The 20329-nt window shown below is 29.7% G+C and carries 18 protein-coding genes and 2 pseudogenes; 16 read left to right on the top strand and 4 right to left on the bottom strand.

The window, feature by feature from the left end:
• Positions 1-328: 328 nt before the first annotated feature.
• Positions 329-457 (bottom strand): sugar phosphate isomerase family, encoded by a 129-nt coding sequence (locus FYJ33_RS16655; protein WP_268891452.1) that lies wholly within the window; start codon positions 455-457, stop codon positions 329-331.
• 347 nt (positions 458-804) lie between these two features.
• Here FYJ33_RS16655 and FYJ33_RS08185 point away from each other — a divergent pair, with 347 nt between their 5' ends.
• The 3 genes from FYJ33_RS08185 to FYJ33_RS08175 all read left to right on the top strand — a co-directional run bounded on the left by FYJ33_RS08185 (position 805) and on the right by FYJ33_RS08175 (position 2617).
• Positions 805-2010, top strand: coding sequence for a cation:proton antiporter (locus FYJ33_RS08185; RefSeq protein WP_154531269.1), 1206 nt, complete (start codon positions 805-807; stop codon positions 2008-2010).
• A gap of 147 nt (positions 2011-2157) precedes the next feature.
• Positions 2158-2388: a hypothetical protein gene (locus FYJ33_RS08180; protein WP_154531268.1), complete on the top strand. Its 231-nt coding sequence runs from the start codon at positions 2158-2160 to the stop codon at positions 2386-2388.
• A complete protein-coding gene (locus tag FYJ33_RS08175; protein WP_154531267.1) occupies positions 2375-2617 on the top strand; it encodes a hypothetical protein in 243 nt (80 codons plus the stop codon). The genes FYJ33_RS08180 and FYJ33_RS08175 overlap by 14 nt, the downstream gene beginning before the upstream one ends.
• A 334-nt stretch (positions 2618-2951) precedes the next feature.
• Here the strand turns inward: FYJ33_RS08175 and FYJ33_RS08170 are convergent, their stop codons facing one another.
• Positions 2952-3983: a LacI family DNA-binding transcriptional regulator gene (locus FYJ33_RS08170; protein ID WP_206046648.1), complete on the bottom strand. Its 1032-nt coding sequence runs from the start codon at positions 3981-3983 to the stop codon at positions 2952-2954.
• A 251-nt stretch (positions 3984-4234) separates the two neighbouring features.
• On the opposite strand from FYJ33_RS08170, the gene FYJ33_RS08165 reads away from it, so the two are divergent.
• From FYJ33_RS08165 to FYJ33_RS08125, 9 genes and pseudogenes are all read left to right on the top strand, one after another.
• A complete protein-coding gene (locus FYJ33_RS08165; protein WP_206046647.1) occupies positions 4235-6097 on the top strand; it encodes an alpha-amylase family glycosyl hydrolase in 1863 nt (620 codons plus the stop codon).
• 151 nt (positions 6098-6248) lie between these two features.
• A pseudogene (locus FYJ33_RS08160) lies at positions 6249-6533 on the top strand (transposase); the annotation flags it as partial.
• A gap of 597 nt (positions 6534-7130) precedes the next feature.
• Positions 7131-8690 (top strand): S41 family peptidase, encoded by a 1560-nt coding sequence (locus tag FYJ33_RS08155; RefSeq protein WP_154531264.1) that lies wholly within the window; start codon positions 7131-7133, stop codon positions 8688-8690.
• Between the two features lie 159 nt (positions 8691-8849).
• Positions 8850-9038: a hypothetical protein gene (locus FYJ33_RS08150; protein ID WP_154531263.1), complete on the top strand. Its 189-nt coding sequence runs from the start codon at positions 8850-8852 to the stop codon at positions 9036-9038.
• Between the two features lie 125 nt (positions 9039-9163).
• Positions 9164-9436, top strand: a complete 273-nt coding sequence (locus tag FYJ33_RS08145; protein ID WP_154531262.1) for a sortase — start codon at positions 9164-9166, stop codon at positions 9434-9436.
• A 46-nt stretch (positions 9437-9482) separates the two neighbouring features.
• On the top strand, positions 9483-10400 hold the full coding sequence (locus FYJ33_RS08140) for an AEC family transporter (protein ID WP_206046645.1): 918 nt from the start codon (positions 9483-9485) through the stop codon (positions 10398-10400).
• A gap of 183 nt (positions 10401-10583) precedes the next feature.
• The gene (locus tag FYJ33_RS08135) at positions 10584-14597 is read left to right on the top strand and encodes a ZmpA/ZmpB/ZmpC family metallo-endopeptidase (RefSeq protein ID WP_154531260.1); all 4014 of its coding nucleotides are present in this window, start codon (positions 10584-10586) and stop codon (positions 14595-14597) included.
• A 147-nt stretch (positions 14598-14744) separates the two neighbouring features.
• Positions 14745-15230 (top strand): GNAT family N-acetyltransferase, encoded by a 486-nt coding sequence (locus tag FYJ33_RS08130; protein ID WP_154531259.1) that lies wholly within the window; start codon positions 14745-14747, stop codon positions 15228-15230.
• Between the two features lie 473 nt (positions 15231-15703).
• Entirely contained in the window at positions 15704-15868 is a 165-nt protein-coding gene (locus tag FYJ33_RS08125; RefSeq protein ID WP_154531258.1) for a hypothetical protein, read from the top strand.
• A 43-nt stretch (positions 15869-15911) separates the two neighbouring features.
• On the opposite strand, the pseudogene FYJ33_RS17130 reads toward FYJ33_RS08125, so the two are convergent.
• Positions 15912-16184: pseudogene (locus FYJ33_RS17130) on the bottom strand (IS3 family transposase); the annotation flags it as partial.
• A gap of 526 nt (positions 16185-16710) precedes the next feature.
• Between FYJ33_RS17130 and FYJ33_RS08115 the strand changes: the two are divergent.
• From FYJ33_RS08115 to darG, 4 genes are all read left to right on the top strand, one after another.
• Positions 16711-17082 carry a hypothetical protein gene (locus FYJ33_RS08115; RefSeq protein WP_154531256.1) on the top strand — a complete coding sequence of 124 codons (372 nt, stop codon included), beginning with the start codon at positions 16711-16713 and terminating at the stop codon, positions 17080-17082.
• 111 nt (positions 17083-17193) lie between these two features.
• Complete coding sequence (locus FYJ33_RS08110; RefSeq protein ID WP_154531255.1) at positions 17194-17949, top strand: hypothetical protein; 756 nt, start codon at positions 17194-17196, stop codon at positions 17947-17949.
• A gap of 80 nt (positions 17950-18029) precedes the next feature.
• On the top strand, positions 18030-18614 hold the full coding sequence (locus tag FYJ33_RS08105; protein WP_154531254.1) for a DarT ssDNA thymidine ADP-ribosyltransferase family protein: 585 nt from the start codon (positions 18030-18032) through the stop codon (positions 18612-18614).
• Positions 18615-18643: 29 nt separating this feature from the next.
• Positions 18644-19660: a type II toxin-antitoxin system antitoxin DNA ADP-ribosyl glycohydrolase DarG gene (gene darG / locus FYJ33_RS08100; RefSeq protein ID WP_154531253.1), complete on the top strand. Its 1017-nt coding sequence runs from the start codon at positions 18644-18646 to the stop codon at positions 19658-19660.
• A gap of 116 nt (positions 19661-19776) precedes the next feature.
• Here the strand turns inward: darG and FYJ33_RS08095 are convergent, their stop codons facing one another.
• Complete coding sequence (locus tag FYJ33_RS08095; RefSeq protein WP_154531252.1) at positions 19777-19923, bottom strand: hypothetical protein; 147 nt, start codon at positions 19921-19923, stop codon at positions 19777-19779.
• Positions 19924-20329: the final 406 nt, after the last annotated feature.

Genomic DNA, 20329 nt, shown 5'->3' with positions numbered 1-20329 from the left:
CTTAAATATTAGAAATTAATAATATATTAGTATTACAATATTATAATAGTATAGTATTAAACAATATGAAGCAGCTCAGCATTTTATTTTAAGAGCATAATATTAAGATATATTAGTATTAAAGTATTCTAATATGTAGGTATATTAGTACGATAGTATCAATTAATATTAAGAAGTACTGAAGAAATAAGTGGATGGTACTACAGTATGATAATAGTGAAATACATTAATAATTAAATATAAAAATAGTTTAGTATTACAGTACTATAATACTAAACTACTAATGTATTAAAATATTTCAATCTTTAAATATTATTGTATCATTATATTATTCCGACAAACTACAGTTATTTGCAGCAGAGCCTATTATACCGCCAGCTTCCTTGTTAAATTCGCCACCAATACAGATGACTTTTGCAAAGTCAGAGTCTTTAAGAATAGAGATAATTTCGATCATAATTATTCAATATTGTTTTGTATTGATTTGCGCGAATAGTAAATATATAATAATAATTGAAGGAAATAGGTAATAGCGTTAAGGATAATTCCTGCGTAATATTATGAATACAGCTGATTAGTATTATGGAATTTAATTCATAATATTAATCAGCTGTTTTTTATGTATTATAGATATGAGCATATTATATTTGATGGCTTCTACAACATGAAGTAAGAACTATAGAAGAACAAGAAAAAGTAATATATAACAAGATAAATTAACATTTAGATTTTAAAATACAAGCCTCAGGTATATAATAAAAATATGGAATAAAATGGAATGCGAGTGAAAGGGGTTGATTTTTTATGTCAGAGGGATATTTATTAGATATTGCTCTTATTTTATTGAGCACAAAATTCTTTGGGATTATAACGAAGAAGTTTAAGCTTCCTCAAGTAGTTGGAGCACTTGTTGCAGGTGTTATAATGGGACCTGCTGTTTTAAATATAGTCCATGAAAGCGACTTCATAAGCAAGGTGGCTGAACTTGGCGTTATTGTTCTGATGTTTAATGCAGGACTTGAAAGTAATATAGAACAGCTTAAAAGTGCAGGAAAGGATCTTGTGATTATAGCATTACTTGGAGTTCTTGTGCCTCTGGTAGGATGTTTTTTGATAGCATCTATTTTTAATCCTCATATCTCAAACAGAACTGTGCTTATGCAGAATATATTTGTAGGTGCAGTATTTACAGCTACATCAGTAAGCATAACAGTGGAGACTTTAAGAGAAATGGGCAAAATGTCAATGAAGTCAGCAAACGCAGTACTTGGTGCAGCAATTGTGGATGATGTTATGGGCATAATAGTACTTACAGTTATCACAAGCATTACAGATCCTAAAATAAGCATAGTAAAAGTATTGGGTAAGGTTGCAGCATTTTTTGTAGTGTCAATTATTGCAGGTATGGTAGTTTCAAAGTTATTTGGAAAATGGGTTGAGAAATATAATATCGATAAAAGAAGATTTGTTATTGCAGCATTTGTTGTATGCCTTCTTCTTTCATATAGTGCAGATACATTTTTTGGAGTTGCCGATATTACAGGAGCATATATAGCTGGACTTATTTTATCAAGAAATAAGGAAACTGATTATTTAAGCAGAAGATTTGATACTTTATCATATATTCTTTTAACACCTATATTCTTTGCAAGCATTGGTATTGATATAAAAATTCCTCATATGGGAATGACCACAGTTATCATAACATTATCACTAGCATTTATGGCTCTTATTACTAAAATAATAGGATGTGGCATAGGAGCTAAAGTATGCGGATACAATAAAAATGAAGTTCTTCAGGTAGGTGTCGGCATGATTCCAAGAGGTGAAGTTGCCCTTGTAATAGCCAGCAAAGGCATGAAAATGAACATGATGAATGATATGTTCTTAACACCAATAATAATAACAGTAATAATTGCTGCAATAAGTGCACCTATTCTGCTGAAGTTTGCGTACGCTAAAAATGATTCAGGAGTAGAAAAGGTAGTAAATAAACCTATTGAAAATTAAAATTTTGTGAAAATCGATGATGTGAATTAATATAAAAATATTAGTATAATTACTCTGCTGCATACAGTGTACTTATATTTTTGATAATAGGAACACTAAGTTTTATCCAGATGAAGAAGACTGGTGCTTTTGAGGAGGTTGAGTAGTATGCAGAGCAATTTATCAAGTAATTTAATAAATACATCATCAAAAGAAAAATTGAAATATAAAAAGAAACTGACAGGTTTTGAGAAAAGAGAACTGTGGTTACAAAGAGTATTTATATGGATATGTATAGCTATTGTATTCTTTCCTATAGTATCAATAATAGGAGCATCATTAGGAACTGGAGATTCATCCGCTAGCAAGACCAATGATTGCAGTTATGTTTTTCTTTAGTATTCAGGGCACATATAATGAATATATTTTTTCAAACATGATTCTAGATACAGATGAAACACAGACAATAATGTGTTTATTAAGAAGTTATATAAATGGACAATTTAATCAGCACTGGACAACATTTGCAGCAGGTTCTGTACTTGCAGCTATCCCACTAGTAATTTTATTTATGTCTCTTCAGAAATATATTGAAAAGGGACTGGTTGCAGGTGCAGTAAAAGGTTAAATCCTACTGCTAATTAAAAATTAATTTGCATAATCAAAATTCCTCATATTAGATTATGGGACTCTGCATTCAGTTTGTTTGCAGAGTCCATTTAATTTTCATCCTTTTCTCATATCTCTAATCTCATCTCTCAAATCTTTTTCAATGTATGGAAATTGCATTTAAAAAGATCGCTTTTTAATACTATAAAGTTTTGAAGATAAAGGGTTCACACTTTAGTGTAAAGAAATGGTGGAATGCAATTTCGTCCTTTAGTAATCTAAGGGGTGAAAGACATATGAAGAAACGACTTGGAGAGACTGTAAGGAACGACGTCGACTTCGGAATATGTCTTTCATCCCTTCTTTACTGATTCTCTCTCAACAAGTGATACATTAGATATAATTGTTTCATTTTGCAGTTTCTCACTTGAAGAGACTTTGTTTATTATAATGTCTACTGCTTTTTCTCCTTTTGAGAAAATATCCTGATTTATTGTTGTAAGGCCAGGGATGAAGAATTGGCTGTGCTTGATGTTATCAAAGCCAATTATTGATATATCCTCAGGTACATTAATGCCTAGAGAATGAAGACCTTTTATGATTCCAAGTGCAAGAATGTCAGAGGCGCAGAATAATGCAGTCATATTATCAAGATTATCCTTAATCTTTGAGGCCAGTTTAAAACCATCGTCATATGAAATTTCATCCTGAAATATTAAAGCAGGATTAAAGTTTATATTATGAAGGCTTAAGGCTTTTCGAAAACCATTAAATCTATATTGGTAAATAGGTGTAGACCAAAAGTTACCGGCTGCAAAACCTATTTTAGTATGTCCATTATTTATAAGATACTCAGCTCCAATAAGACCACCATTTTCATCGTCTGCTAGCAGGTTTGTGAAGCAGTTTTCGTTTCTTTCCTGATCTACTAAAATAGTAGGCAGGTTAAGCTTAGATAAAAGCCTGTAGTTATTCTCGCCAATATATCCAAGCACAATGATGCCAGTTAAATCACCAGAATTAATAAGCTCTGAAAATCTTTGCTCATTATCTATTCCAAGGATAGTTGCATTGTAGCCAGTTTCGCTGCACTTATACTGTACACCGCCGATAAATTCCTGAAAGAAGGGGTTCTCAGTAAGTATGGAACGCTTTGATTTATCTTCAAAAGGCATAATCAGTGCTATTTGTTTAGCTTCTTTTTTGGCAAGTGATCGTGCTGCACTATTCGGTGTGTAGTTAAGTTTTTTGATTGCTGCAAGGACACGTTCTCTTGTATCAGGTTTAATCTTATCTAAATTATTTATAACGTATGATACAGTTGCAGTTGAAACTCCAGCTTCTTTTGCAACATCTTTTATTGTAGTTTTTTCTAAGTTATTCATTAAAAGTTTTCTCCTATATATTAAGTTATTAATAATATAAAACATTCAAAAAAGTTATACAATAGTATTATACTACAAAAGGTATACAAATAGTTTAAACGGTTAAATAAAAAAACAAATAAATTTGCAGAAACTTTAATTGACAATGTTTACAAAAGTGGTATTATGAAAATATAGCCAAGCATGAAAAATATTATGAATTTAATTTAAACGCTTAAATTTAAGAAGATTAAGGGGAGGGCATGAAGCAAATGGAACAATATAATGGCAGTTGGCAAGATACTGTTTTTTCAGATGGAAGCAAGTTATTTTTAAGCAAAAGTAATCCCAAAGTAGGTGATGAGGTTGAGATTAAAATAAGACTTAGTAAAGACTCACCGATAAACAGAGTTTTTTTAAGATATTTAAGAAATGGCGAAAGAACTATTGTTCCTATGAATGGTAAAACAAGAGGTATTTATGATATCTACAAGACATCAATAGAAATCAACCAGAGAGAGATAAGATATCATTTTATTTTGCTTACAGACAGCAGGACTTATTTTTATAATCAGGGCGGGCTTACAGAATGTATCTTAAATGAAGATTATGATTTCAAAATCATCAGTGACTTTTCTAATCCAGAATGGACAAAGGATGCAGTATTCTATCAGATTTTTGTGGACAGGTTCTGCAATGGCTGTGAGGAGAATGATGTTAAGGATAATGAATATGAGGAGTATGGATATCATGCAAGAAAGATTCCATGGGGTGAAAAGCCGGGAAGCTATGATGAGTTTGGCAATCTTAACTTCTATGGAGGAGACCTTGAAGGAGTCGAGCAGAAGATTCCATACCTTAAGGACCTTGGCATAAATGCACTATATTTAAATCCTATATTCCAGTCACCTTCTAATCATAAGTATGACTGCGAAGATTACTTTAATGTGGACAAGCATTTTGGTGGAAATGAGGCATTAGTAAGTCTTTCAAACAAGCTGCATGAGAACAACATGAAGATAATGCTTGATATTTCAATCAATCATACTGGTATTACAAATAAGTGGGTTAAGGATAAGAGGCAGTATTATTACAACAAGGAAGATGGAAGCCTTGAGTGCTGGGTTGGTGTAAAGACTCTGCCAGTGCTTAACTACAACTGCAAAGAGCTGCAGGATGTTATCTACAGAAACGAAGACTGCGTACTTAAACATTATCTGAAGAAGCCTTACAATCTAGATGGCTGGCGTTTCGATGTTGGACATACAGTTGCCAAAATGGATGCAACACAGATGGATAAGGAATTGTGGCAGGATGTGAGAAAGAGCATAAAGGACACTAATGATGATGCATATATAATTGCTGAGCACTGGACAGACTGCTCAGAATATCTTCAGGGTAATATGTGGGACGGCACAATGAATTATATAGGCTTCATGAGACCTGTCAGAAGATATCTTGGTGAACCTGATAAATACATCAGATGGGTAATTGAAGACTTGAAAATGAAGACAGGCAGTGCTGACATATTTATGAGAGAAATTATGGCTCACTATGGAAGATTGCCATTCCAGATGCAGAAGCTGCAGTTTAATTTATTAGGCAGTCATGATATTCCTAGATTCCATCACTCAAAGTATTTGATGCATGATGGCAAGCTTAATAAAGATAACATTAAAGCTTCTATAATCATGCTGCTCACTTTCATAGGAGTTCCATGTATCTATTATGGAGATGAGATACTTATTGATGGTGAAGATGGCAATGATCAGGGATGCAGATACTGTATGGATTGGGACAGCAGCCATTATGATAAAGAAATTCATGATTTGTATAAAAAGATGATTAGTCTTAGAAAGTCAGAAGAGGTCCTTAAAAGTGGAAGCTTTAAGTTCATAAAGGCTGATGAAAGGATATTAAGTTATGCAAGATTTGACGATAAGACTGCAATAATATATATAAATTCACAAGATGATGAGTATAAGAAATTAACTTTAAGTTTAGATAGTATTGGACAAACAGAAAAAGTACAAACTATACTTGGTAGAGAAGATTGTTGCATACTAGACAATAACAATCTTCATGTATATATTAACAGTAACGAGAATATTCTTCTTAAGATTGCTCTTAAGTAGATTTTCAACAGCTGTTTTTATATAAAATTAAATAAACTCCTTATATAAATAGTTTTTAAAAAGGGGCTGTCGCACAACTAATTAGAAATTAGTTGTGTAGCGGCTCTTTTTTTATGCAAAAAAAAACAAATCCTAAACTCAAAGAGAATAGGATTTATCAGATTTATATATGACTTATTCCAAAGTTAAGGAAAATCAAGCTTCGCCACGAAAGTTACTAAAAATCATATTATATGGATATATGAACGGACTTTATTCATCAAGAGATATTGAAAAAGCCTGCTACAGAGATATTAATTTTATGTTTTTACTAGAAGGATCAAAAGCCCCAGATCATTCAACTATCGCAAGATTTAGGACTCTTCATTTTGCATCTTGTGCTGAACATATTCTTGCTCAAACAACTAATTTCCTTTATGAAATTGGTGAAATTTCAGAAGTCTCGAAACATCAAAGCAATTCAATCAGAACATACAGGACGACATCTATTTGATTTAAAACAAACAGCATAAAATAATAAAAAAACTATATTTTTAATATAGTCTATTAAAGTGCGCTTATTTTTAAATAGGTGTATTTTTTATGTAGAATTTAAAAAAATGTATATGAAAGAAGGAGCTTGCCGCCAGCAGTTTTTAACTGCTAATGCGACAGCCCCACTATTTTTCTTTTTGCTTCTTCCTCAAAATGTTGTACCATAATCCATTCCCCTTTTCATAATAAAATTATAATTTATTAGGTACTCATGTTACAACTTTACTTAATCACAACAGTATTAATTTAATTATGAAAGCACTCTATATAGTGCTCAAAATATTAAATTATATAAAAGAAGGACATATATTTAATCAAATATGAAATTAATGCCTAATTAAGTAAATATATTGAAAAATATTCCGTTATATGTTATCGTAATGACAATGTAAATAGTTATTTGCTTTTATGCTCTGATTAAAAAGGGAAGAAGGTACGATAGTAACTTATTGTTTGCTCAGGAAGAAAGGATGCAAATATATTATAAAAGGAGTTAAATATGAAAAAGAAATTAAAACTGCCACTAATAATTACAGTAATAACATTAATCGTAATAGGAATTATGTATTCAACATTAAATACTACTAATAAAAATTCGACACTATATACTAAGACTGACTTTAATACATTTATAAAATCAGTTAATGAATCAAGAAATTCAGTAAGAAATTCAGTAACATCAATAAAATCTAACTATACTGATTGGATAAAGGATGATATTTGTCCATTTAATAATGATGAACTTCTTAGTATGAGAGAATATAATAACTCAGTTAATGTTTTGGATACTAATTTTAATAAAAAGTTTGATAAAAATAAAGAACTTACTTATGATGAAGCTAAAAAAGATATAGATCAATTATTTAATTTGTTTAAATATACGTATGGAGCCTACGGCTATTTTGGTGGTGATTCAAAATTTAGCGAAGTAAAAAGTGATATGATAAATGCTCTTCCTAAGGATAAAACAGTATTAATGTCGCAATTTGAGGATATCCTAAATTCTAATCTATCATTTTTGAAAGATTACCATTTTAGAATATTGGAAAACTCTATCGGTCCAATTTGTAAAGGTCAATACTATTATATGAATGATGAACCCATATATAAAGATTCGGCAGGATTTTATTTAATTATTAAATCAGTAAAATATTATATAAAATCTATAGATGGTAATAACAATATTGATAAATTTCTTACTTATGCAATTAGTGATACTGGAGATATAGTATATAACATTGCTATATTAAAAGATTTTACAGGTACAAATCAAATTACATGTGAATTGAAATTAAAGCCAAGCAATAGCAATAAAGAAATATCAAAAGATTTAGTGTTAAATGCAACTATAAACTCTTATACTTCAAATTATAATACCATGTATAAATACACAGAGGATAAAGGAATCCCGATAATATCTTTATCATCATTTACAAAGAAAGATTCTTCTGACGATAAATCTGTTTATGACTTTATTAATTCTGCATATACAGCACGTAAATCACCAGCAGCAATTTTAGATTTACGAGGTAATTTTGGTGGTGATATATCTATTGCCATGAGTTGGATTAATTCATATTTAGGAATTACTAAAAACAATGTGGACGTTAGTTCTTATCCATTTTTAAGAGGTAGCTACTCAAATTTGCAATCATCAGTAATAAGCTCTATAAATCAAACTAATTATAATGAAGAATTTTTAAATTGCTCTGGTCATGCCTCTAAATCATTTAAAACAGATAATATATTATTTGTTTTAATGGATAAAAACACAGCATCTGCATCTGAAACTCTAATTGAAGCTCTTACTAATGCTGATAATGTAATAACAGTAGGTACTAACTCAGCTGGCGCACTATTATCACTAGACGAAAAATACTATAAACTTAATAATTCTTCTCTAGCTATCCAGATGGGTTCTATGCTGTATTTAACACCATTGGGAGATGAATTTGAAGAATGCGGTTTTAAGCCGGATTTACTTGTTAATCCTTGCAATGCTCTAGATAGAACTATAAAACTAATTGAAAATTATAAATTAAAAGAGACTCAACACTAGTAATTTCTCTTTACAAGAGACTGTAAATGATTATGTGTATTCTATTTTATGTTTAAAATAACTAAAATACATGATAGCAGTAATGTGCTAAATTATATATAATTATGAAATATTTTATTAAATATAGAAGTATAATACTACAAAAATATTTTTTTTGAGTTGTCACGATTAGTAAATGAAATGAAAATAGAGTTAGATGTAGCTAAGTTACCTCATATGGAGGTACAAACAAATGAACTATATAATCATATATTCTTTGAATCAAATTGGTTTGGACTTAGTATAGAAGATAATATAAATGTTAAAACTTTTTTAAACAAAATTCGATTAAAAATAAAGTATAAATAATGAAACTAAAGAAGTATATTATTATGATGTAAATTATGGTGCAGGTCTTTCTGTAATTTTATGTGGATTATTTCTAGTTGTTTAAAAAGATAATCCAGCTGTAAAAGCAAAGGCTGATCCTTTCAATGATACCTAAAATCAAAGTAAGCTTACCAATATATCATGGAGTTAATGATGATGATTTAGCAAAAGGAGCAGGGCATTTGAAGGAAACTGCATTGCCAATAGGAGGATGCGGAAATCATTCTGTACTTTGTGCTCATAGAGGACTGCCTACAGCAAAACTTTTTACTGATCTTGATAAGCTGAATAAAGGTGATAAGTTTTATATAAATATCTTAAATGAAAGACACACATATATATCACAATACAATTATTATTTTCCTATCTACCTTTAATTATTGTATAATTAAAGGTAGATGTTTATTTTGGAGGAGAAAGGTTATGATGGATAATATACTGAATCAGATATTTGTACTGACGGTATTGATGGTTGTTGGTATTATTCTAAGAAAAAAGAATGTGATTACTGATGAAGTAAGCAAAGGAATGACCAATATACTTATGGGTGTTGCCCTTCCGTGTCTTATAATATCTTCATTTAATATAAAGTTTACTAAAGACATGGCAAGAAACAGTATAAATATGATTATTTATTCAACTATTGTACATATGATGCTTTTAGCTGTAAGTTCTCTGCTTTTTTTGAAGATGGAGGACAAAGAAAAGAGCATCTTTAAATTTTGCATGATTTTTTCAAACTGCGGATTTGTAGGATATCCAATTGCCCAGGCACTTTATGGTGACATTGGAGTGTTTTACACTTCAATATTTACAATTCCACAGAACATATTTGTTTGGTCATACGGAGTCATGTTATTTTCAGGGGAGAGAGGATTAAAAAGTATAAAAAACAGTTTTAAAAATCCACCAGTCATTGCTGTACTTTTAGGTTGTTTGATATTTATTTTTTCAATCCCAATTCCTAAGCCTGTACTTAGTACACTTAAGTCTGTAGGAAATATGACAACTCCAGTAGCAATGTTTATTATTGGAGCAATGCTTGCAGACAGCAAGGTTAAGGAAATTTTAAGCGATAAGAAAGTTTATCTTGCAAGTTTTATGAGGCTTATTGTAGCACCAGCCTTAACTGTCGCTGTACTTATATTAATCAAAGCTGATAAAGAAATGATTAATATATGTACAATATTAATTTCAATGCCAGCAGCAATACTCCTTGGAATATTTGCAGAAAAATATGATGGTGATAAGAAAGCAGCTTCATCAGCTGTGTTCATGACAACAGTACTATCACTGATTACAATTCCCTTAGTGATTGCAGCACTAAATGCTGTTTTATAATTGAATAAATTTCATCATGTTCTCTTATCCCTGATCTCAGATCTCTAATCTTTTTAATTAATTATATAAATAAATTAAATTATAAACAAAACATTTGACAATATTATAAAGAAGTTAAATAATAGCACGAATATATACATAAATACGACAGGAAAATACTTTTTATGATAAAGAGAAGGGACAATGATGAAAGAGATAATTGACAAGAAGAAGAAAGAAAAACGAGTAGTGAAATATGCTCTTAGAAAATATACAGTTGGCTTAGTTTCAGTTGCTATTTCAACTTCTATATTTGCACCAGTAGCAGTGTCAGCTAACACTCTTGAAATTGGCGAAGGAAATATAGTAGTTTCTAAAGAAGCGAAGATTGAAAACAATTTGCCTAAAGATACTGTCTTAGAGTCAGATAAAGTAGAAGCTATAGCAAATGGCGATGAATTTTTAAGTGATGCTGATGCAGAAAAAATGATTGATGAAGTTATAGATTTATATAACGCTATTCAATATGAAGATTTATATGATATTTTAAAGCCTTATGAAAAAGGAGTAGATAGGTTTAATATTATAAACGAATTAAGAAAGCAATTAGGCCGTGAACCAAGTGAAGATGAAATAAAGAAGGCTCTAAAAACTTTCTATATGGATAAGATTGATTTAGAAGAAGCCTTTAATAAGGTAAAAGCAAACTTAAGACAGGAATTAAAGCAATTGATTACAAAGACAAGTTATGTTCAGAAAAATAATCTTATTTATAATAAGGATAGAATACTTCTTGGATTAACATATTTAGAAAAGCAGTATAGTTTTAAATTTGGCGATAAAACTGCCAAGGATTTAATTCTGTATAATTCAGGACTACAAGGTGATAATCACAATGCTTTATTTTATCTTATTGGAATAGGTAACGTAAGCTATTCAGATTTAGAATTAAGGTACAACCTAAATACATATAAGAAAAATATTGCACCAATCACAGGTAAAGAAAATATATTAGACTTTATTGAAGGTGCAGTTAAAGCATATGCTACGGAAAATACGGCTAAAGAGTGGTTTGAAAATTCTACTAAAGCTTGGATAGTTGAATCAGAAAGTAAATATGGTACAAGTTCAATTTACGAAAAGATGGCTAAGGATGAAAGATTGAAATCTCACCTTATTCCTTTATTATTAGTGGGCGAAAATAGTATTTACGCTATAAGTACTATGAGCAGTGTAACTTATGGAGTAGTTGATGCTTATATTGAAGATACAAAAAATGCATCAATTGATGATTTAAAAGCTGATATGGAAAAGACAGCAAAGAAACAGCAGTTATTTTTAGACTTCTGGTATAGAATCAGCAGCGTTAACAACAAACTTTTAGAATCTAAAAATATAATTGTTGTTGACAGCTTATTAGATTATGGGAAGGCAGATGCTACAGGTACTTTATGGTCTAAGGAAACAGGAAAAGATGCATTAAAAGGTGTTCGTGAATTTATTACGCCGTTAGGTCTTTATACATCATTCATGAGGGCAGAAGGACAAGCTGGACCAGATAATTCAGTTAATTACTTCTTATCTAAAGCTTTAACAGATAGAGGACAGGAAACATATACTCACGAGTTAACACATCTTTTAGATAAAGTTGTCTTCTTAAATGGTTATGGTAGAAGAGAAGGCAAAGGTGCAGAAACTTATGCTAGAGGATTATTTGAAATAGTTAATAATGCTGGTGGATCATTAATTACACAGCCAATATTTAATTTGAATTTATCTTATGAATTAGGTGATGAAAGAATACAAAATAAATCACCAGAGATGTTTAAGACAGAAGCAGATTTGCAAAAGTATATGCAAGGCTTAATGGATGTTATCTATACATTAGATTATGTAGAAGCTATGAGTTCATTAAACAAAACAGCTGAAGATAAGGCTATACTTTATAACCAGCTTGAATTAACTGACCATAGCACTAAACAAAATGTAGTTAATGATACTTTTAAAAACATAAGCAATGAAACTGCAGAAAAGTTAAAAACAGTTGATGATTTAATTGATAATAATATAGTATCAGGCAGACTTGCTTTCCAAGGTATATTAACAACAGGAACAGCTGAAGATAATGGATATTATGTAGTACCTTTATTTGAACCAATTTATGCAGCTATGCAGAATGATAAGGGTGCAGTTGGAGATATTTCTTTCAAGAGAAATGCTTATGAACTGTTAGCTCAGTATGGCTACAGTAAGGGTATGGCAGCTTATATTTCTAATCAATATGCTAATGATAAAGAGGCTTTAAATGCAATTTTAGATACTAAGTACAATGGTAATTTAGCAGAGTTTAAAAAGGAAATGTTTGCGCTTAGAGCAAGTAGACTAACGCAGCTAAAACAAAATGATATTTTTGCTGATTATGAAGAATTACAAAATCTTATGAACGAAGCTGTTGAGAAAGATTTAGAAGCTATGAGAGCAAATAAGAAATACGGAGTTAACATTAATCAAGGTGTAGGCGCAGTAAAAACTTTAAAAACTCAGATTCTAAAATCTTATTTAAAGAGTACTGATGATTTTACAACATCTATATACAAGGATATAGTTGTAGGCGAAAAAGTTGAAGTAAGTGAAAATGTAATAAAATCAACTGTAGTTAATAAGACTGACGATACAATGTGGGAAGGCGAAACTCGTACTGAGCAAGGTGAAGATGGAATTGAAAAAGTTACTAAGGTATGGAAAACAGAAAATGGTGTGCCAGTTGGTGAACCAACTATTACTACAGAAATAGTAAAAGAAATGAAGCCAACAATTATTTATACTGGTACTAAAAAGAAGCCACAGACAGAAGTAAAGCCTGATACTCCTGGAAATGACGATAATACTCAGAATAAACCAGTATTACCACCAACTGAAGTAAAACCGGAAGCACCAGATACACCGGTAGTACCAGAAGCACCAGGAACAGGTGGAGATTCAGAAAGTAAGCCAGATGATGAAGTAGTAGAAAAACCATCAGAGCCTGAAAATAAACCAGAAACTCCTGAAACAGAAGCAAAGCCAGATGTGCCAACAGTACCAGATACTCCAGTTGTGCCAGATGATGAAGTAGTAGAAAAACCATCAGAGCCTGAAAATAAGCCAGAAACTCCTGAAACAGAAGCAAAGCCAGATGTGCCAACAGTACCAGATACTCCAGTTGTGCCAGATGATGAAGTAGTAGAAAAACCATCAGAGCCTGAAAATAAACCAGAAACTCCTGAAACAGAAGCAAAGCCAGAGAAGCCTGGAACAGATGTAAAACCAGAGAAGCCTGGAACAGATGTAAAACCAGAGAAGCCTGAAAACAACAGTCAGGTAATAGATATTGATAAGGGACAAAAAGTAACTTTTGATAAGGCTAAGCCTAATAATATAAAAATTGTTTCTAATAAGTTAGCTAACAAAAGTGTTGATTACATAGTAGTAAACGGAGTGAAGATTACTAAACCTTCTTTATCTAGACTTAAAACAGTTGATACTTTAGTAGATAACAATGATGAGTATTATACTGTAACAGATGGGGGAATAGTTTTATTTGCAAAATTATTTGAAACACTGAAATTAAGTCCTAATAGTGGATATGACATTGGCGTTGCTTTTACAGATGGTGAAGAAATTGCAAAATTAACAACAATAGATATAGTAGATACAAGCAATAATAACAACACAAACAATACAGTTAAGCCATCAACTGATTCAAATTCAGGATCTACTGTTATAAAGCCTTCTGTAAACAATTCTACAGGAAACTCTGCTGTAACAAATAAGGACGATAACGCAAATAATAGCAATAGCGGTTCTGCTTTCACTTATGGCAAGCCACTTGAAACAACAGAAGAAACAGATAGTACAGGTACAACTGATATAGCAGAAGAATTAATAGCTGATTCAGAAAATGAAGTAGCTGATTCTTCTACAAGCGAATCTGTAGATAATGATAATAATACAACAGATAAAGCTGATAATAACGAAAGTACTAACAATAATATAGTTACTGAAGCAGCTAAACCACATACCAATCGAAACAATCCATTTAGGGGTACTAACAATAATATAGTTACTGAAGCAGCTAGTGAAAAAACATCAAAAACAGGTATAGTAGTTGCAGTAATAGCAGTAATCGGAGCAATATCTGCAGCAGTAGGCGTTATCTTATCTAAAAAGAAAAAATAATATTATTTTATGAAGTAAACTCCTAGAAGCGAATGTTTCTGGGAGTTATTTTTTAATAATAATTGTAGATATTATGATTATAGTATCTTATAATTAAAATAATTAGGTATTAAGATATCTTAATATATATTAAATTTGGGGGCTGTTATGGAAAGATTAATTTATCAAAAGTTTAGTAAAGACGATTTTGAATATTATGCAAGACTTTGCAGCAATGAAGAGGTTATGAATATGAACTTCGGACGTGTATTTACTATGGAGGAAACTAACAAGACTTTTGCTGGGCTGCTGAAAGCTGATGTTAATGAACTTGCGGGCTACTATAAAGTGTATGAAGCAGAAGGAAAAGGATATGTTGGACTTGGGGCAATGACAGTAAATGATGACTCAACTGAAGCTGAAATTGAATATATGATTCTGCCACAGTTTTGGGGGAAGGGTTATGGCACAGAAATTGCAGAAAAGATGATTGCAAAGGCTAAGGAGCTTAAAACAGTTAAGAAAATAACTGCCTATACTGGACCTGAAAACTTAAAATCACAAAAGATATTAATGAAACATGGATTTAAATCAGTAAGAACATTTATTACATCTGATGATAATGAAGCTGAAGAACTTAAGCTAATATTATAATTATAAAGTAATATAATATTAAATATTTAAATTACTAAATTACTATATCATTAACAATTAGTATTAGAGTTCTCTTTATTTGAAATAAAGGCTATATTTCAATCTGTTGTGAAATATAGCCTTTATAATTTATAGGTGGAATTGTCCATCTTTTTTATGCAGTTTGAAGTAATGTTAACACATTACCACAAGGGTCTATAAGCTTAAATTCTTAAAGAAGGTTAAAGTATTATATAATAATTTATAGTGGAGATAGGCTGAGTTTTCCTATGTTATTTCTATGTAAAAAAATAAGATGAAAATTTAAAATTGAAAAAAATCTAGTAATAATATATATTGGGAAGGTTTTGTCTTTTGATTATGATACAGTGAACCATATATGTGGAGAAACAAAATAAAAAGAGATTAGTTTATGAATTTAGTTTTCTGGTATATAATAATGTATAAATGTATTTATTATTGGAGGAAATAAAATGAATAAAGATGATATAAATTTATATGATGTATTTAGCCATTATTCATATAGTCAGCTAAAAGAGATGTTTAAAAAAGCAAAGACAAAAGATGAACAAGATTTTTATATGACTCTTTCAAATTTAGTATTACAAAAAGAACAGGCAAAGGTTATAGGTAAGTAACATGCCTACATATATGGATTGTCAACACTTTTTAATACATTTTTTATTCGGTCATATTTGCAAGTCTATACTCAACTGGAGTCATATAGTTTAAAGAACTATGAATGCGTTTATTGTTATACCATAATACATAACTTCTTAATTCTAACTTAAGTTCTTCTAAACTATTAAAAATTCTATTGAATGCAAATTCTGTTTTTATTATTTTATATCCAGCTTCCGCCACGGCGTTGTCATAAGGACAGCCTTTCTTACTTAAAGATCTTTGTATTTCAAATGTTTCTAGAATTTCATCAATAATGTTATTTTTACTTTCTCTAAATATTGAAATAATTGCATTTTCAAGTTTAGTATTGCATACTCTAATTTTCCTTTTATAATATACTAAGCTTCTAGGAATATTTAAAACTCTGCACATTGCGCTGATACTGTACTTTTTTTTATTAGATAATATTATTTCTATTTTCGTGCCATTATCAGCGCTGCCTGCTTTATGATATTCTTCTCCTTTTTCACAATTTTTTATATTATATCACGACCGAATAATTACTGTCTAATTAATTATAACCAATCCAGAACAAGATTTAGAAAGATATGAATTAGAAAATAGTTCTTTACATATTAAATAAAATAGTATGTAGAAATTTAGATACAGACATAGAAAAGATTTTTATTTAAAAATTATGATTGTAAGAACACTGCACAACAGTGTTCTTATTGTTTTTGAAGATGCCTAAATAGAACAATAATATTAATTTTACGAACAAAAAAATAAAGAATAACCTTTAAGAACAGTGGAGAGAATTAAAATACAAAACTATTGAAAGGTAGGAGGAATTAATATGCACAGATTAACAGGAGAAGATTCTATTTTTAATAGTCCTGAAGACATGATTGAATCAATACTGTATATATGTAAGAATTATGAAGTTTATAATATATCAGCAAAGCTTATTTCAAGAGCATATACAGGATGGCATCAATATCCAGAAGTGAAAAATGAAAATGGTTATCTTTATATGAACTCAGCAACTGGAAATATACAGTCTTATTTACCATTAGAGCTTTTAGAGGAAATAACAATAAGGTATAGAGAAGAAAATGAATATTATAAAGCCAAATATGAAGATACCTTACGAGTTACAACAAAATACTTAGATAAATTCTTGAAAGATGATGCTTTAGATATATTGATTAGATATGAGAACAAATAAAAAGAAATGGTATCTGAGAATTATTTATTAAAAAGAGTAAAATGCTTGGTACTATTTGGTAAAATATATTATATATAATAACAATTATAATAAAGGAAGGTAAATATTATAATGAGAGATAAAAATAAGGTTATTGAAGACTTAAATAAATTTATCAAATCAGAATCAAGTAACTGCATAGTTTTAGGGACTGATGTACAGAAAAAACATTTGAACGTACTTAAGTATTTAAATGATTTAGGAATGAAACTAAAAGTTCTTATAAGAATTAATGCGATGAATGAATGTGAATATTTATTAGGAAAATTTAAGACAGGTGTTCCTAAAAAGGTTCAGAACTTAACCATCTATGTAGATAGTATGAATGTTAAATCACAAAATAATACACCAAGAAATTTTAATTGCATAGTAGTTTATCCAATAGATAGTTTAAAGGGAATAAGTGACCCTAATATAAGTGATATATTAAATTATAGAGAAGCAGAGAAAGTGTTTTGGGTAAGTAATCATGATAGTTATGATTATTCATATTTGAAAGAAATTTGTGATATATCTGATGTTATTGAAATGGATAATGATGATGAATCTATTCATAATAGAATAGTAAATAACACTAATAAAGTAGAAAGAGAAAATTTTAATAAACTGTACGTTGATAATTTATCATATTATAAAATTGAAGAAGCGTTAAATAGTAAATACAATCTTGGAGGAATATATACAAGTTCAATGGGGACAGAGCTATTACCAGGTCAATTTGGTGAATTCACTTTTGGAGGATATAAAGCAACAAAAGTATTCAGTATAAAAGTTAAAGAAGAAAAAGAAAATGGAAAGTATGTTTTACTTGCGAAGATAAAGTCATAATAAATAATTATAATATATATTTATGTTAAAACATTTATTATAATAAAGATATTAAGATACATAGGCGGGAACGAGAAAGTATGGCAATAAATAATATTAGAGAAGGAAAATTACTGTATCATTTAACAGAATTAGAAAATTTACCTTCTATAATAAAATATGGATTGTTACCAAGAAAAGATGCTCAGAAGCTTAAATTTAAAGATGTTGCTAATCCAGAAATAATTGAGAAAAGAAATAAATTTGGGTTGGATAATTATGTTCCATTTCATTTTCATCCATACTCAGCATTTGATGTAGCAGTAAAAAGTGACCATCGTGGTGATGATTTAATATACATATGTATAAAAAGAGAAGATGCAAGAGCAAATGGTTTTAAAATATTACCGAAACATCCTTTATCAATATCGGAATGCATCTTATATGAATATGATGAAGGATTTAACAAAATTGATTGGAAAGCTATGCATACGCCAGGAAATGAGGATGAATATATAAAACATGTAAAAATGGCAGAATGTATAACAGATTTAATGATACCAGTTGATGGGTTTGCATCTATATATGTAAAAGATGATGAAACTAAGGAATTAGTGGAATCATTATTAAACAAAAATGATGTGGATTTTCCACCACCATTTGTAAATGTACAAAAGTGGTTTTAAAAATTTATATTTTATGAGGAGGTGAAGATATGATGCATTATACAACTGGAGATTTATTAAAATCATCAGCAGAAGCTCTTGTTAACACTGTTAATTGTGAAGGGTATATGGGAAAAGGAATAGCATATCAATTTAAAATGCAATATCCAGAAAATAATAAAGATTATGTTAAAGCTTGTAAAAGTGGAGAACTTACAGTTGGAAAATTACACTATTTTAAAGAAAAAGGAAAGATAATAGTGAATTTCCCTACTAAGAATAAGTGGAGAGCAAATTCAAAAATTGAATATATAAATGACGGGCTTGATGAATTAATAAAATTAATACATCAGTTAAATATCAAAAGTATCGCAATTCCACCATTAGGTAGTGGTAATGGTGGGCTTATATGGAGCGAAGTTAAAGAAATAATAGAAAAGAAGTTATCTGTTTTAGATGACAGAATAGATATATTTATTTATGAACCATCTCAAAACTATGTATCTTTACCTACAGTTGAACCTAAATTAAGTATGTCAGCTTTGGTACTGATGGAGATGAAAAAGGATTTAAACAAATTTGATACATTGCGTTTACAAAAGACAGCATACTTTATGAATATATTTGCAAAAGAACAATACTTTGAATTTAAAAAACATAAGTATGGTCCATATGCTAATTCTATATCTATAATCAGCAGAACTATAAGGGAGTTTCAGAAATATCATAATGTAAAAAATACTCAAGAAGCGTATAAAATTTTATATAATAAAATAATAAGTGAAAAAATTCAAAATAGAATGAAGATATTAACTCCTTCAATATTAAAGGCTACTCAGTATGTTAATTCAATTGAAACAAATCATGAATTAGAATGTATAGCTACAGTTGCGTTTATAATAGAAAAGCAAAATGGATTAAGTGGAGAAGAGATACTACAGCATTTTAAGGGCTGGTCAATTGATAAAGCAACTAGATTTAGTAATGATGATATTTTGGAAGGAATCAAAAAATTATATAATGATGGAATTATAGAGAAAAATTTAACAGGGTATGTGTTAGCTTAGTTTATATAGAGTATTGGATATTTTTGTTGTTTAGCAGTCTAAGTGAAAATTAATATCATATAATAAAAAATAGGAGAGGAGCACAAATCCTTTCCTATAATTTTTTAAATAAATATTTATTTGTTGGTATCAGAATCATCAGTATAGATATTTTCTTCTATAATTTCATGAACTATTCCTTGTCCATTTTCAAGGCGAGAAATCGAATCTTTTAAAATTTTCTGATTATAAGAATTATTAAAATCATTCATAGTATCTGACATAAAATCAATCCTTTCATTTTGCAGTTTCAATTAGTTTTAAATATTTATAAATAGTAGGATAAGACAGATTACAAAGTCTAGAAAATTCTTTCTTATTTATTTCGCCTTTTACAAATTTAGGATAATGTTTATAAAAGATAGCTGGAATAGAATTACTATCTGTAGCAGGTCTACCTATTTTTTTAATGTCTAGGAAAGTGCATCGAAAAAGGTGAAATTTTTATGCTGTAAGGTGTTGAAAATGTTAGAGTATAATTTTTGTAGGCAGGAAAATTGATAAAAAATAAAGGAGATGTAAAAACATCTCCCCAATACATAAATTATCCATTATAATTTAATTGTCGATATTAAATGAATGGAGCTGAGTTTATGTATGATTTAAGTTTAAATGAAAAAGGAATAAGTT

Source organism: Inconstantimicrobium porci (assembly GCF_009696465.1).
Taxonomy (GTDB): Bacteria; Bacillota; Clostridia; order Clostridiales; family Clostridiaceae; genus Inconstantimicrobium; species Inconstantimicrobium porci.
Note: the sequence above shows the minus strand (reverse complement) of the source record. Positions and strands in the feature narration are given on the sequence as shown.